The organism is Micromonospora sp. DT178 (assembly GCF_049841695.1).
Taxonomy (GTDB): domain Bacteria; phylum Actinomycetota; class Actinomycetes; order Mycobacteriales; family Micromonosporaceae; genus Micromonospora.
In genome coordinates, this window is sequence record NZ_JBNCKV010000015.1 from 42,295 (window position 1) to 56,942 (window position 14,648).

The following is a 14,648-nucleotide window of genomic DNA, read 5'->3' on the forward strand; positions in this document are numbered from 1 at the left end:
GTCTCTCCGTTGTCGCGCGTAGTGGTGGATCGCCGGGGCATGGACTCGCTCGGGACTCGGGGCGCCACGCTCAGCACCACCCCTCGAATTCCGCGGCGATGGCACGTCGCCACCGCTCGTAGGCGGGTTCCGCTCCGTGCGGTTCGTCGGGCACGGTGACGTCGGTGGCCTTCGCCGCCTCGGCGGTCGACACGCCGCAGAACACCTGGGTGGCGATCTCGTTGTGCGGAACGACCAGACCCGCTCGTACCCGGGCCCCGGCCGCGAAGGCACTGCCCTGGGCGAGGTCCACGCGGTAGTCGCCGGCGCGGTCGCGGAAGCGGCGCAGGTCCGCCTCGGTGGTCCCCCCGGCATAGGTGGCGGCGAGGCCGGCCCCGGCGTACAGGTCGGCCCGCCGGTGCGCCGGAAACGCGCCGAAGATCTCCGTCACCCGGTCCACGTCGGTGCCGCCGACGAACCAGGTGGCCCGGCCGATGCCCTGGTCGATGACCCGGTCGGCGTACCCCTGCGGACCGTCGGCCGGCCAGGGGAACCGCGGATGGCGGTACTGCCCGTACACGTACCGGTCGGTGTGGAAGTACGCCTGGTGGAAGCCGTAGCCGTCGAGCACCAGCCAGCGCAGCAGCGGATCCGGGGCGTGCAGCCGGCCCCAGCGCATCCGGGGCACCCGGGCCATCGCCCAGCCGACGCCCACGTAGATCATGTAGACGTGCGCGTCGCCCCGGCCCGCGAGCAGGTTCGCCACGTGCCGGGGGCGGCCCGGCCGCAGCGCGTCCCGGACGGCGAAGCCCATCCCGGCGCCCTCGTACGCGAAGCCACGAAAACGCGTCGGCACCGTTTCGAGGCGACGTTCGGCGGCCGCCGCGGTCGGCGCCTCGGCGGCGTATCCGTAACCGGTGAGGAATGAAGCGCCGACGGTTTCGAGCAGCGCCTTCGATTCCTCGTCCTTGACATGGAATCCGCGTACGTCCATTTTCGTGTCGGAGATATTTGGCGTCAGGATTCTGCGCCGCAGATCACGCAGGCTCTGCATCGCACGTTCCCCCAAAGGGTCGGTGTTTCCGTCGAACAGGGATGGACATCTGTTTTGATGATGACAAGCGCGCGATGAGTTGATTTCTTCAAATTTGCGCATTCATCGCACCTATTCGAAACGTTCACGTCCGCCCCGGACTCCGTGGGTCCACGGAGTCCGGGGCGGCACGGCGGGCGACGCGGGCGGGCTCAGTGGTCGTGGCCGACGCCGGCCGGCTCGAAGTGCGCGCGGACGTTGCGCCGCCAGAGCTCGTACGCCGGCAGCCGCCCGGCCGGCTCCGCGCGGACCGCCACGTCGTCGGCGAGAGCCGCGGCGGCGGCCACCGAGCACCCGCCGAGCGCGTGCATGGCCGCCTCGCTGTGCGCCGGCACGTGCCCGGCGTGGCTGCGGGCCTTGGCGGCGAAGACCGCGCCCTGGGCCAGGTCCGGCGCGCAACCGCCGGCCTCGGCGCGCAGCGCCACGAGCGCCTCGGCGTCGGCGCCGCCGGCGAAGGTGGCGGCGAGCCCCACCCCGCTCCACAGGTCACCGTGCCGGTCGGCGGCGAAGGCCCGCACGGCCCCCGCCACCTCCACGGTGCGGGCGCCGTGGATGAACCACAGCGCCCGCCCGAGGCCCTGGTCGGTGGCCCGCGCGAAGTAGTCCCCGTGCCCCTGCCACGGGTACGCCGCCAGCCGCTCCTGCCGGGTCACCCACCGGTCGAGGTCGAAGTAGGCCCGGTCGAACCCGTAGCCGTCCACGGCCAGCCAGGTCATCGTCGGGTGGTACGGGGAGCCCGTGAGATCGGGCACCACGTGCCGCCAGAGGGGCCGCGGCAGGCGCGCCATGGCGAACCCGATGCCGATGTAGGCGAGGAAGAGGTGGGGCGCGCCGGGCCCCCGGAGCAGATCGCGGGTGCGGGTGCCGCGCCGGGGCCCCATGACGTCGAGGATGGTGCAGGCCATCGTGGCGCCCTCGTAGGCGAAGCCGAGCAGTTCCCGGTCGACGAGGGCGAGCCGGCGCTCCAACTCCCACGGGTCGCGGGTGTCGATGCCCCACTCGAACCCGCAGACCACCGACTGCGGAACCGCCTCCAGCCGGCGGGTGACCTCCGTGGCGGGGCCGGGGAAGCCCCGACGCGCGAAGGTCACGTCCGCGAGCGTCGGCGCCATCAGCAGTCGACGTACGGAGCCCAGTACCGTCGGCATGGCAGATCCCCCTGTCGGTACGACGACGCCGGCCCCGGCCGGCGGGTGACTTCATCGTCGCCGCGCGCCGGCCGGGGCCGCCTCTTCCGCTGTGCGCTCATCCGCCGCCGCGGACTGCCGCGCGGGCCGTCACCAGCCGTTGCGGCGCCGGGATGGTCGCCGTCCGGGCCGGGTCACGGGCCCTCGACGGGGCCCGCCCCGCGCCGTGGCCGCAGGAACATCAACAGCAGGGCCACCCCGACGAGACCCAGGTCCAGCAGGAGGAGCACGCCGTTGATGCCGTCGATGCGCGCGTGGTCGTGTCCGGCGCCCGCGGCCGGGTCGTCGATCGGCGCGGCGACGGGGCCGGCCGGGACGGCGCCGGGGGTCACGGTGAAGCCGGCGAGGCCGGCGACCTGCCGACCGTCGGGCAGCCCGGCGCGGTAGGCGACCCGGTAGGCGCCCGGGCCGGCGTCGCGCACCGGCACGACCAGGCGGCCGTCGCGGACGGCCGGTCTCCCGGTCGAGACGGTCGCCCCGGTCGGTCCCGTGACGGCCAGGTGCACGTTCTCGGCCGAATCGGCGCCGCCGAGCGTGAGCGTCACCTCGGCGGGCGCGGCCCCGACGACCGACCCGTCGCCCGGGTCCAGCAGCAGTCTCCGGCTCGCGGCCGGGCTGCCGAAGACGAGCAGCGCCAGGACCGACAGCACGACACCGGCCGCCACGACGATCGCCGCCCGCTGCACCGCCCCGACCGACGTCGCCGGTGCGGGCGGTTCGGGCCGGCGGGCGTCGTCCACGGTGGTCACGAGGGCTGCGCCGCGGCCTCGGGCTGCCGGCAGCTGCACCACATCTGCTCCGCCTCCGCCACGGAGGGCCGCAGGTGCAGGTACATCGCGATCACCATCGGCACGAAGACGACCGTGTTGTAGAACAGGTGCAACTCGACCCGGGGGATCACGACCTGCAGCAGGCTGGTGGGCACGGGGCTGTCGAACAGGTGCCGGCCGGTCTGCGCCTGCAACAGCAGCAGCAGGTGCTCGATGTGGTGCCAGAACTGGATCGCCAGGGCGGTCGTCCACCAGCCCCGGCTACGCCCGACGAAGCCTGGCCGCAGCATCCACATCCCCACGAGCATCACGATCGCGTAGCCGTAGTGCAGCCACTCCGAGCTGACGAGCCACGGGAACGGCATGCCGAGCACGCCGCGCGCCTCCGGCCGCGACCAGCCCAGACCCCAGATCTGGTACGCCTGCACCAGGTGCTCGGCCCAGTGCGCCAGCACGATCAGGAGAAAGAGGTTCAGCGCCGTTCGGTGGTGCGCTCCGTTCAGAGTCGCCCAACGCCCGGACGCGCCGGGCAGGGTCGTCTGGTTGCTGGTCACGTTTCCTCCTCGAAGGGTGACGGGCGCACGAGAGCGCCTCACCTTCACCCAGCGTGTCGACCCGGACACGCGCAAACGCCTCCGATGTTGCTCAGTCCGGGTCGGGAATCCGTCAGACCGGCTCCGGCGAGCTGGCGGGGGCGTACCACGCGCCGACCCGGCGGGCCGCCGCGAAGCTGGCCCAGGCGACCGCGTCGACCAGGGCCGCGTCGCCCGGCCGGTGGCGGCGGAACTCCGTGACCACCTCCTCGTCGACCTGGTAGGAGGCGAACGCGGTCAGCAGGGCCAGGCGGCCGGCGGCCCGCTCCGCCTCGGGCAGCGGCGCTATCAGCCGTTCGCACCACTGTCGACTCAGGCCGGTCTCCTCCCCCCGCCAGGCGTCGAGGCGCTCCGTGACCAGCTCCCGGACGGCCGGCGGAACGGCCCGCTCGCCGGCCGCCTCGAACGCCGCGTAGGCGCGGGCCATCGCCCCGGCCACGTGCGGGCTGCCCGCCGCCCAGCCGGCCTCCGCCGGCAGCGGGGCCGGCGGCAGCAGCCCCACCGAGCGGCCCGGCGCCCGGGGGTCGCGCAGCGTCCCCTGCATGATCCAGCCGATGCCCCGCTTCAGGCGCCGCCGTGCCCGTGGCGCCAGCCCCGGCGGGAGCAGGAAGTTGGGGAGGAAGACGTTGACCACACGGGCGATGTAGTGGAAGCCCACGACCACGCCGACCAGCTCCGGGCGGTCCCGCTCCGAGAACGGCAGGACCGGCCGCGGGGTCCGCGGCTGGTGCGCCGTACGGGCCCACTCGGCCGCGTCGCGGATGCGCCGGTCGGTGATCTCGGCGAGCCGGTCGGCCACGATCGCCTCCGCGTCGTGCTCGGTCGACAGCTCGTAGAGCCCGACACTGTGCATGTCCACGCAGTACGGACAGATGTTCGCGACCGACACGGCGGCGGCCACCGCCTCCTTGGTCGCCCGGTCCAGGGGCTCCGTCGGCAGCAGCGGCTCCCGCATGACCATCCAGTACGCGGCCAGCACCTCCGGCGACGGGGAGTGCAGCTGCGCGGGCGGCACGACGAGCTGCATCTCCTGCGCGACCTGGGCGTACACGGTCTCCACCAGCCCTCGTGCGGCTCCCGGCGGGACCGGCGTGACGTAGTTGACCTGGCGCTGGACCACCGACGAGGCCACCCGACGAGCGATCATGATCTGCCTCCTGCTCCGCGCGGCCCCGTCGGACGGTCACGACGGCGGCTCCCGACGACTGCGGCACTGCCAGTATTGGGAGTCCGGCGGCCCGGACGACGCGGTCGGCACCGGTTGAGCACCTTCGGAGAAGGCCCCGCCAGCGGGGCCTGCCGATGATGGCGACGACCCAGTCCCCCACCCTCGGGAGTCGCGATGCTGGTCCTGGTAACCGGTGGCACCGGATTCATCGGCTCCCACTCGACGGCCGCCATCCTCGGTGGCGGCCACCGCGTCCGGATGCTCGTGCGTGACCCGTCCCGCGCCCGCCGGATGCTGACCGCGCTGGGCGCCCACGCCGAGCGGGTCGAGCTGGTCACCGGCGACGTCACCGATCCCGCCGCCGTGGCCCGGGCCGCCGAGGGCTGCGCCGCCGCGCTGCACGCCGCCGGCGTCTACAGCTTCGACTCCCGGGACCGGGCGCGGATGGCGGCGGTCAACCTGCGCGGCACCGAGGTGGTGCTCGGGGCGGCGCGGGCGGCGGGCCTCGACCCGATCGTGCACGTCTCCACCTTCGGGGCGCTGCTGCCGGCCGCGCGGTCGCCGCTGACCGTCGACTCGCCGGTCGGCGCGCCCCGGGAGGCGTACCTGCGCAGCAAGGCCGCCGCCGAGCGCGTCGCCCGCCGGCACCAGGACGACGGGGCGCCGGTGGTGATCACCTACCCGCTGGCCTCGCTCGGGCCCGACGACCCCCACCTGGGCGACCAGACGACGCGGGTGCGCAACGTGCTGCGCGGGCTCATGCCGCTGTGGCCGACCGGCGGCTTCCCCGTCGGCGACGTGCGGGACGTGGCCCGGCTGCACACGGCGGTGCTCGAACCCGGACGCGGTCCCCGCCGCTTCCCGGCCCCCGGCCGCTACGTCACGACCCGCGAGTTCGTCGACGCGCTGCGGCGGGTCACCGGCCGGACCCTGCCCACCCTGCGGCTGCCGGCCCGCGCCCTGCTGCCGATGGGCCACCTGGTCAGCGCGGCGCAGCGGCTGTCGCCCGTGCACCTGCCCGCCGAGCACGGCGCCATCTACCTCTGCGCCACCGCCCGCCCGATGGACGCCACGCCCACCGAGGAACTGCTCGGGCCGGCGAGCCGGTCGCTGGACGAGACGATGACCGACACCGTGCGCTGGCTGCACCGCACCGGGCGGCTGAGCCGGCGCCAGGCCGGGCTCGCCGCGCTCCCGGCGACCGCCGCGCCGCACCGGGCCGCCAACCCGCTCTGACCCGCCCGACCTCCGCGACCGGCGGCGCCCCGCCGCGCGGACCGGTCGCCGCAGCTGGCGTTGCCGGAGAGGCGACTCGGGTGACCGGCACCGGTCGGCGTGGCCGCACATTTGCGTGACGCGCTACCGCGCACAGTTTTCGCTGACCTTTCCCGGCCCGCCGGTGATCGGCCTCAGCAAAACAGGAGGTGCGTCCCAGCTGCGTCGGTAGCCAGGATTATGCAGAACTTCGCGCACCATCCGCGCCGCACGGAGTAATTCCGGGCGGCCACTATTTCACCCCTTGCTTCCGTCGCCTTTACCGGCGCTGGCAAAAGGCTGCCCGAAACCGATTCGGCGGGACTAGAGACCGACGCGCCCGCCCCCAGAAGGAGGTAGCGCCGTGCAACCGGAAACACCCGAGGAACAGCAGGCGCGCGTGCTGACGTTGGAGGCGTTCGCCGACACCATCATCCCCGGGACGAAGCGGTCCGCCGACGACCGGGCGATCGCCGGCGTCTCGCCCGACGGCGGCGCGGTCGAGTCGGGGGCGCTGGCCCTGATGGAGGACCCGGCCGGCGGGGTGTCGCTGATGCTGGGCACGCTCAGTGAGGCACTCAACGCGCACGCGACCGGGTACGCCGAGGCCAACGGCCTGACCCTCGACCCGGCGGTGCCGCCCTTCGTCGGCCTCGCGTTCGACCACCGCACCGCGCTGCTGAGCCGCCTGCTCGCCCCGGACAACCCGGAGAAGGAGATGTGGGTGGGGCTCGCCCTGTTCAGCAACATGGCCTACGACAGCGCAGCCCACATGAACACGCGCGACGCACTCGCCGCAGGGCACCCGGGGCTGCTGGCGATCGGCATCACCAGACCCGACGACGACGGACTGTGGCGGTTCCCCGAGTACTCGTACGGACGCCCGCTGTCGCGACCGCACCCGCACACCACCCCCACAGGGAGTCCGGCATGACCAGTGGCGCAAGCACCGACGTCGTGGTGATCGGCAGCGGCTTCGGCGGGGCGATCCCCGCGTACCACCTGGCCGCGGGCGGGGCGCGCGTGGTGGTCCTGGAGCGTGGGCCGTGGCTGTCCAGCGAGGAGTTCGACCACGACTTCAAGCTCGGCTCGTCGTACACCCGGATCTTCGACTTCACCGTGGGCGACGGGATGAGCGTGCTCGGCGGCAACTGCGTCGGCGGTGGCAGCGTCGTCTACTTCGCCACCATGCCGCGCGCGCCACGGTTCGTCTTCGAGCGGCAGGGCAGCATCGGCCGGCGGATGTGGCCGGCGGCCATCACCCGCGACACCCTCGACCCCTGGTACGACCGGGTCTGCGAGGCGCTCCCGATCACGATGCAGAGCTGGGACAAGGTGCCGTACGCCGGCGGCCTCTTCGCCGCGGCCTGCGCGCACGCCGGGCGCACGGCCAACCCGGTGCCGTCCGCCGTGGACGTCGACAAGTGCACCAACTGCAACTGGATGATGGCCGGGTGCCGCTTCGACGCCAAGCGCTCCCTGCTGCTGAACTACCTGCCGGCGGCCCTGGCGCACGGCGCCGAGATCCGGCCGCTGCACGAGGTGCAGCACCTCTCCCGCACCGACGACGGCGGCTACCGGGTGCACTACCGCGTGGTCGACGGCGAGGACTACCGGATCCTGCACGACAGCGGGACGATCGACGCCAAGATCGTGATCGTGGCCGCCGGGGCCGGCGCGACCCCGGTGATCCTGCAACGCTCGGAGCCCACCCTGGGCACGATGCCCTCCGCCGTCGGCCGGTACTTCTCCGGCAACGGGGAGCGGCTCAACACGGCCGTCTTCGACGACGACCGGGTCCGGGAGGTGCTCGGTCTCAGCCGGCCCGACGGCCGGGGATACGACGCCAACCAGATCGGCCGCGGACCGACGGTGGCGACCTGGGACAAGCTCGACCCGGACCTGCCCGAGTACGAGCGGTACTCGCTGGAGCAGCTCTTCTTCCCGCTGGGGCTGGGCACGATCCTCGCCCAGGTGCCCGACGCACATGGACCGAGCTGGTTCGGCCTGGCCAAGAAGGACATGCTGCGCCGCTGGCAGTCGTGGCTGACGCTGTTCACGATGTCGGAGGACGACAACGAGGGCGTCTTCGGACCGCCGCCGGCGACCGGCAACGCGGACCGCATCTCCCAGCAGATGCTCGGCCGGGGTCCGCTGCGCTACCGGCCCACCGCCAACACCCTGCGGGGCTGGGCCGCCGCCGACGCGGACGCCCGGGACATCCTGGAGCGCGACGGGCTGGCCCGGGTGATGCCGTGGACCAACGACGTGGTGGGCGCGTACACGGTGCACCCGCTGTCGTCCTGCCGGATCGGCGACGACCCGGCGACGTCCGCCCTCGACGACCGGCACGAGCTGCGGCAGCACCCCGGCGTCTTCGTCACCGACGGCTCGGCGGTGCCGGGCGCGCTCACCGTCAACCCGGCCCTCACCATCGCCGCGCTCGCCGAGCGCGCCGTGCCCGGCATCGTCCGCGCGGCGCAGGAGCGCGGCGTGCCGGTCACCTACCACGGCTCGCTGCCCGAGGGGACGGTCACCGCGGTGCCCCAGGTCGTGCCCGGCTAGGACCACGACGGGCCGGGGGCGCGCCGCCTCCGGCCCCCGGCCCGCCCGACCAGGAAGGAGACCGATGGGCAGGCGACTGGCTCGGGTGACGAGCCGCACGATGCTGACCCACGTCCGGCACGTGACGCCGGTAGCCCCGGACGCCGCCGACGGGCCCGTCGCCCGGGTCTACCGGCAGATGGTCGACGACTTCGGGGTCTTCGCGCCCCCGGTGCTGCTGCACTCCCCCGCCCCCGACGTGCTGCGCGCGTGCTGGCTCATGCTGCGCGAGACGCTGCTCGCCGAGGGGCTGGTCGGCCGCGACGCGAAGGAGGTGGTGGCCACCGCCGTCTCCGAGAGCAACCGGTGCCCGTACTGCGTGGAGGTGCACGGCGCGACGGCGGCCGGGCTGCTGGGCGACGCGGGCGGGTGGCTGGCGGCCGGGGTCGGCGGGATCGGCGACCGGCGGCTGCGGGCCCTGGCCGAGTGGGCCCGGCACAGCGGGGCCGACAACCCGGCGCGCCGCCGTCGGCCGCCCTTCCCTGCCGAGCACGGGCCGGAGCTGATCGGCGTGGTGGTGGCCTTCCACTACCTCAACCGAATGGTGAGCGTCTTCCTCCAGGAATCCCCGTTGCCGCCCACGCCGGCCGGGATGCGCACCGGGGTCCGGCGCACGGCCGCCCGCATCATGGGGGCGCTGGCCCGCGCCGACCGGCCGCCCGGTCGTTCCCTGGAGCTGCTGCCACCCGCCCCGCCGGAGGCCGACCTGGCCTGGGCCGTCGGCCAGCCGCACGTGGCCGCCGCCTTCGCCCGCGCCGGCCAGGCGGTCCGCCGTCGCGGCGAGGCCGCCCTGCCGGAGCACGTCCGGCGGCGGGTACTGGCCTGCCTGGCCGACGCCCCGCCCCCGGAGCCGGGCGGCGGGCGGTGGGTCGACGCCGCCGTCGCCGAGCTGTCGCCGGCCGAGCGACCCGCCGCCCGGCTGGCGCTGCTGACCGCGCTCGCGCCGTACCGGGTCACCGACGCCGACGTCGCCGCCTGCCGTACCGGCGGTGCCGACGACGCCACGCTGGTCGCGGTCACCGCCTGGGCGAGCCTGGCCGCGGCCCGCCGGATCGGGGCCCGGCTGTACGAGGACGGCCCCGCCCCGCCCCCGGCCGGCGTACCCGGCGCCGACCTCGCCGTCGGGGAGGAGGCCTCGCGTGCGGGCGAGTCGTGATCCGGGGCCGGCCGTCGACGCGGTGGGGACGCCGCCGCGGGCGAGGGCCGGCAACCCGTGGGCGGCACTGCTGGTGCTGTGCCTCGGCAACTTCCTCATCCTGCTCGACACGAGCATCGTCAACACGGCCGTGCCCGACATGATGCGGTCGCTGGACACCGGCATCGACAGCATGCTGTGGGTGCTGAACGGCTACCTGCTGGCGCTGGCGTCCCTGCTCATCGTCGCCGGGCGCCTCGGCGACCTGTTCGGTCCGCGTACCGTCTTCATGGCCGGCATGGCGGTGTTCGCGGTGGCCTCGGTGCTCTGCGGGGCGGCCCAGTCCCCGGGGCAGCTCATCGGCGCGCGGGTGGTGCAGGGCGTGGGTGCCGCGGCGCTGCTGCCGCAGGCGCTGGTACTCATCTCCGGCATCTTTCCGGCCGCACGGCGCGGCGCCGCCTTCGGCATCTTCACCGCCGTCGCCGGCGTGGCCGCCGTCAGCGGACCCACCCTCGGCGGGCTCGTGATCACCCGGTTCGGCTGGGAGTGGATCTTCTACCTGAACGTGCCCCTCAGCGTGGCGGGCGTCGCCCTGGCCTGGTGGCTCGTCCCCGACCTGCGCACCCGCCGGCCGCGCCACCTCGACGTGCCCGGCGTGCTCCTGGCCACCGCCGCGCTGGTGGGCCTCATGTACGCCCTCATCGAGGGCGAACGGCACGACTGGGGCACGGTACGCGGGCCCGTGAGCATCCCGGCGATCCTGGCCGCCGCGGCGCTGTGCGGGATCGCCTTCGCGCTGCGCGAGCGCCGGCAGCGGGAGCCGCTCGTCCCACCCGGCCTGTTCCGCCTGCGCAACTTCGCCCCGGCGACCCTGATCACGCTCGTCAGCTCGTTCGGGCTGTACGGCTTCCTGCTGGTCTTCGTGATCGAGACGCAGTCGCTGCTCGGCATGAGCCCGCTGGAGTCCGGTCTCGCCGCGCTGCCCTGGACGCTGGTGCTCAGCGCCGTCGCGCCGGTCGCCGGGCGGCTCACCGACCGCCTGGGCGGCCGGCGCCTGCTCGCGGGCGGGCTCACCGTGTACGCGCTCGGCGTGCTGGGCATGGCGGTGCTGGTCACGCCGCACTCCACCGTCGGCACGTTCGTCGTACCGCTGATCGCCGTCGGCATCGGCATGGGGGCGTCCATCGCGCCGACCACCACCGAGGCCATGCGCGAGGTGCCCGCCCGGTTGGCCGGCGCCGCCGCGGGCGTGCTCAACACCGCCCGCCAGGTCGGCGGCGCGCTCGGCGCGGCGGTCGTCGGGGCGGTGCTGCAACACCGGCTGGCCGACACCCTGCCGGAGGCGGCCCGCGCCCGGGCGGCGACGCTGCCTCCCGAGGCCCGGGCGGCCTTCCTGGATGGCTTCGGCGCCGCCGAGCAGGGCATCAGGCTGGGCGCCGGCCAGGCCGGCGGTTTCGTCGTGCCGGCGGGAACGCCGCCGGCGCTGGCCGACCGGTACGCGGCGCTGGCCACGGACGCCTTCAACGCCGCGTTCCTGCCCGCCGTCCGGCCGGCGCTGGCCGTGGTGGGGGGCGTCCTGCTGCTCGGCAGCCTGGTCGCGTTGCGGTTGCGCGGGCACCCGGCGGTGGGGGCCCCGCCCTCGGCACAGCGGGAGAAGACGCCCGCCCCACCCCCTGCCGATGATTGAGGCGGCGGCGCCGACGCGGCTGCCGATCTCTTTCCTTCCCCCGTCGACCATCGGGCGCGCAGCGCCGGCGACGTGCACTCGACACCCGCAGCGAGAGGATCAGCGCGTGACAGATCAGGATGTGTTCGCCGCACTGGAGGCCGAGGGCGACGACGTCGACCGCATGCTCGTCGACCTGGACGACGCGGGGTGGCGGACGGCCACCCCGGCCGAGGGCTGGACGGTCGCGCACCAGGTCGCGCACCTGGCCGCGACCTTCCGGATGGCCGGGCTGGCGGCCTCCCACCCGGACAAGTTCCGGGCCCTGACGGGCCGCCTGAGCGACGACTTCGACGCGAACGTGGACGCGGCGATGGCGCCCTACCTGGCCGAGGCGCCCGCGGCGCTGATGGACCGGTGGCGTACGGAGCGGGCGGCCGCGGAGAAGGCGCTCGCCGCCGTCGAGCCCGGGCAGTTGGTGCCCTGGCTCGTCCGGCCGCTCCCGGCGCCGGTGCTCGCCGCGGCCGGGATGATGGAGCTGTTCGGCCACGGCCAGGACATCGCCGACGCCCTCGGGGTACGCCGCGAGCGCACCGACCGGCTGCGCCCCCTCGTCGAGTTCGCCGTGCGCACGTGGGACTTCGGCTACCAGGCGCGCGGTCTGGCCACTCCGGACGTCGCCCTGCGCTTCGAGATCACCGCGCCGTCGGGGGCGCTCTGGCGGTTCGGCCCGTCCGACGCCGAGCAGGTCGTCACCGGTCCCGCCGCCGACTTCTGCCTGCTGGTCACCCGACGACGGCACCGCGCCGACCTGTCGGTGACGGCGGTGGGCGCCGAGGCCGAGCACTGGCTGGACATCGCCCAGGCGTACCGGGGGCCGGCCGGTCCCGGCCGGGCTCCCGGGCAGTTCGCCGACTCCTGACCGTCCGTGGGGCGACCTGCGCGTAGCCGACAGGATCCCGCGCCCCGGCGGGCTCCGCCAGCGGTTGCCCCGTGTCGAAGGGGCCGTCCGACGGACGGCCCCTTCGACATGGGGGCGGGGCCCCGCCGGTGTTCAGCCGACGACCTCCGCGCGGCGGCGGTCGTACCGGCATCCGGTTGCCCCGCTCCGGACCAGCTGCGTGTCGCCGGGCCTGATCCACGTGTCCCGGCGGCCGGCGACCCTCGAATGCACGCAGCTGCGCCGTTTCCGGGCGAGGCCGGGCACGACCGGCAGCCGCGGACGGAGCGTCACCGCCGGATCAGAACCTCCGGCAGCGGCTTTCGGACCAGGTCCGGCACCGTGGCGTCGGGCGCCGGATACCCGACCGGCATGACCAGGTACGCACGCTCCTCCGGCGGCCGTTCGCACACCTCGTTGAGGAAGCGCATCGGGCTCGGCGTGTGCGTCAGGGTGGCCAGGCCGGCGTGGTGCAGCGCAGTGATCAGCACGCCGACCGCGATGCCCACGGATTCCTTGACGTAGTAGGGCTTCGGGGACCGCGGGCCCTGGTGCACCTCGAACACCACGATCACGACCGGCGCCACCTCCAGGAAGGGCTTGTGCCAGTCCGTACCGATCGGGGCGATCGCCTCCAGCCACTGCGCCGACGCGCGCCGGGCGTAGAACTCACGTTCCTCGGCCTCCGCGGCCTCCCGCAGCCGGCGCTTCCGGGCGGCGTCGGTGACCACGACGAACCGCCACGGTTGCAGGTTGGCGCCGCTCGGCGCGGTCGCCGCCGCGCGGATCGCCTCCTCGATCACCTCCATCGGCACCGGCTCCGGCGAGAAGTGTCGGATGGAACGTCTGGCGGCCATCCGGTCGGCGAAGGTACGCGCGCGACGCACCATGTCCCCCGCCGCCATCGGCGAGTCGGGTGCGAGGTCACCGGTCGTGCGAGCCATGAGCGCCTCCCCGGGGCGATCGACGGATCCAGCATCGCCCAGCGGCGCGGGGCGCGTTTACGAAACCGTGCGGACTTCGACCGCCGAGCGGCGGACGCCACGCGAGCGGGGCGCTCACCCGTCCGCCGGCGAGCCCTGGGCGGCGGGTACGGCGCCGAGCGGTCCCTCGGCTGCCTGGTCCGGGCCGGGCGCGGCGAGAAGCCGGGCCACCATGGCGGCCAGCAGCGCGGTGCGCTCCGGCATCCTCGCGACGTCCACGTACTCGCCGCGGGCGTGCGGCAGGCCCCCCACCCCGCCCAGCCCGTCCAGGGTCGGCACGCCGAGCGCGCCGGTGAAGTTGGCGTCGGAGGCGCCCGGGGCGGCGACGCCGCGCACGGCAGGCAGCCCGAGCTCCGCCCCCACCGACTGCGCGACGCGCAACAGCGATGCCGACACGGAGGCCGGCAGCGGGTACCGGTTGATCCCGCCGCCGACCGTCAGCCGCGCGTCGGGCAGCCGAGGGGTCAGCTCGCGGACGAGTCGGTCCACCCGGTGCAGCTCCTCGCGGGTCCAGGCCCGCACGTCGACGCAGAGGACCGCGGACTCGGGGACGACATTCGTCATCGTGCCGGCGGAGAGGACCGTCGGGGTGACACTCGTCTCCCCCGCGGCGAAGGACTGCACCGCGAGGACGTGGTGCGCGAGCTCCACCCCGGCGTTGACGCCCCGGTGCGGCTCGACGCCGGCGTGTGCCGCCCGGCCCCGCACCGCGATCCGGTAGACGGAGCCGCCCTTGCGGGCGACCTTCAGATCGCCGCCCTCGGTGCTCGGCTCGCCGACCAGCACCGCCCCGGAGCGGCGGGCCTGCTCCTCGATGAGCGGTCGGGAGGTGCCGGATCCGCTCTCCTCGTCGCAGGTGAGCAGCAACCCCACCCGCGAGGTGTCCGGCAGCAGTTCCAGCGCGGTGAGCATCTGGACGATCCCGGCCTTCATGTCGCAGACCCCGGGCCCCGTGGCGGTGCTTCCGGTGATCGTGAAGGGCCATTCCCGGATGGTGCCCGCCGGCCAGACCGTGTCGTAGTGCCCGAGCAGCAGCACGCGCTGGTCGGGGGCCGCCCAGAGCAGGTGCGGCAGTCCGTCGAGGACCACCCGACGCCCCCGCCGGCCCAGCGCGGCGTCGCCCCACGCCTGGAGCAGCTCGGCGCAGGCGGTGAGTTCCGGACCCGGTTCCGGCGGCGACTCGCAGGTCACCAACCGGCGCAGACGCGCCGTCATCACCGCCGCCCGGGCCCGCGCCCCGCGCCGAAATACATCGACATCCACCATGGTCTGATGG

General features: G+C 74.8%; 13 protein-coding genes. 6 read left to right on the top strand and 7 right to left on the bottom strand.

Annotated features, from left to right (window positions below):
- Positions 1 to 70: 70 nt before the first annotated feature.
- The 5 genes from ACLQ22_RS24050 to ACLQ22_RS24070 all read right to left on the bottom strand — a co-directional run bounded on the left by ACLQ22_RS24050 (position 71) and on the right by ACLQ22_RS24070 (position 4,769).
- A complete protein-coding gene (locus tag ACLQ22_RS24050) occupies positions 71 to 1,033 on the bottom strand; it encodes a DUF1702 family protein (protein WP_425694392.1) in 963 nt (320 codons plus the stop codon).
- Between the two features lie 191 nt (positions 1,034 to 1,224).
- On the bottom strand, positions 1,225 to 2,220 hold the full coding sequence (locus tag ACLQ22_RS24055; RefSeq protein WP_425694308.1) for a DUF1702 family protein: 996 nt from the start codon (positions 2,218 to 2,220) through the stop codon (positions 1,225 to 1,227).
- Between the two features lie 173 nt (positions 2,221 to 2,393).
- Positions 2,394 to 3,008 carry a copper resistance CopC family protein gene (locus ACLQ22_RS24060; RefSeq protein WP_425694309.1) on the bottom strand — a complete coding sequence of 205 codons (615 nt, stop codon included), beginning with the start codon at positions 3,006 to 3,008 and terminating at the stop codon, positions 2,394 to 2,396.
- Complete coding sequence (locus ACLQ22_RS24065; protein WP_121401399.1) at positions 3,005 to 3,583, bottom strand: hypothetical protein; 579 nt, start codon at positions 3,581 to 3,583, stop codon at positions 3,005 to 3,007. The genes ACLQ22_RS24060 and ACLQ22_RS24065 overlap by 4 nt, the downstream gene beginning before the upstream one ends.
- Positions 3,584 to 3,695: 112 nt before the next feature.
- Entirely contained in the window at positions 3,696 to 4,769 is a 1,074-nt protein-coding gene (locus ACLQ22_RS24070) for a carboxymuconolactone decarboxylase family protein (RefSeq protein WP_425694310.1), read from the bottom strand.
- Between the two features lie 195 nt (positions 4,770 to 4,964).
- Between ACLQ22_RS24070 and ACLQ22_RS24075 the strand changes: the two genes are divergently transcribed.
- The 6 genes from ACLQ22_RS24075 to ACLQ22_RS24100 all read left to right on the top strand — a co-directional run bounded on the left by ACLQ22_RS24075 (position 4,965) and on the right by ACLQ22_RS24100 (position 12,371).
- A complete protein-coding gene (locus tag ACLQ22_RS24075; RefSeq protein ID WP_425694311.1) occupies positions 4,965 to 6,026 on the top strand; it encodes an SDR family NAD(P)-dependent oxidoreductase in 1,062 nt (353 codons plus the stop codon).
- Positions 6,027 to 6,408: 382 nt separating this feature from the next.
- Positions 6,409 to 6,978: a DUF5987 family protein gene (locus ACLQ22_RS24080; RefSeq protein ID WP_425694312.1), complete on the top strand. Its 570-nt coding sequence runs from the start codon at positions 6,409 to 6,411 to the stop codon at positions 6,976 to 6,978.
- On the top strand, positions 6,975 to 8,609 hold the full coding sequence (locus ACLQ22_RS24085; RefSeq protein WP_425694313.1) for an FAD-dependent oxidoreductase: 1,635 nt from the start codon (positions 6,975 to 6,977) through the stop codon (positions 8,607 to 8,609). The genes ACLQ22_RS24080 and ACLQ22_RS24085 overlap by 4 nt, the downstream gene beginning before the upstream one ends.
- Before the next feature lie 100 nt (positions 8,610 to 8,709).
- Positions 8,710 to 9,804 (top strand): carboxymuconolactone decarboxylase family protein, encoded by a 1,095-nt coding sequence (locus ACLQ22_RS24090; RefSeq protein ID WP_425694393.1) that lies wholly within the window; start codon positions 8,710 to 8,712, stop codon positions 9,802 to 9,804.
- Positions 9,788 to 11,470: a DHA2 family efflux MFS transporter permease subunit gene (locus ACLQ22_RS24095; protein ID WP_425694314.1), complete on the top strand. Its 1,683-nt coding sequence runs from the start codon at positions 9,788 to 9,790 to the stop codon at positions 11,468 to 11,470. Before ACLQ22_RS24090 ends, ACLQ22_RS24095 begins: the two co-directional genes overlap by 17 nt.
- A 106-nt stretch (positions 11,471 to 11,576) precedes the next feature.
- On the top strand, positions 11,577 to 12,371 hold the full coding sequence (locus ACLQ22_RS24100; RefSeq protein ID WP_425694315.1) for a TIGR03084 family metal-binding protein: 795 nt from the start codon (positions 11,577 to 11,579) through the stop codon (positions 12,369 to 12,371).
- Between the two features lie 308 nt (positions 12,372 to 12,679).
- Here ACLQ22_RS24100 and ACLQ22_RS24105 read toward each other — a convergent pair whose 3' ends face one another.
- Positions 12,680 to 13,294 carry a nitroreductase family protein gene (locus tag ACLQ22_RS24105; RefSeq protein ID WP_370040916.1) on the bottom strand — a complete coding sequence of 205 codons (615 nt, stop codon included), beginning with the start codon at positions 13,292 to 13,294 and terminating at the stop codon, positions 12,680 to 12,682.
- Between the two features lie 153 nt (positions 13,295 to 13,447).
- A complete protein-coding gene (locus tag ACLQ22_RS24110; RefSeq protein ID WP_425694316.1) occupies positions 13,448 to 14,638 on the bottom strand; it encodes a M20/M25/M40 family metallo-hydrolase in 1,191 nt (396 codons plus the stop codon).
- Positions 14,639 to 14,648 lie beyond the last annotated feature (10 nt).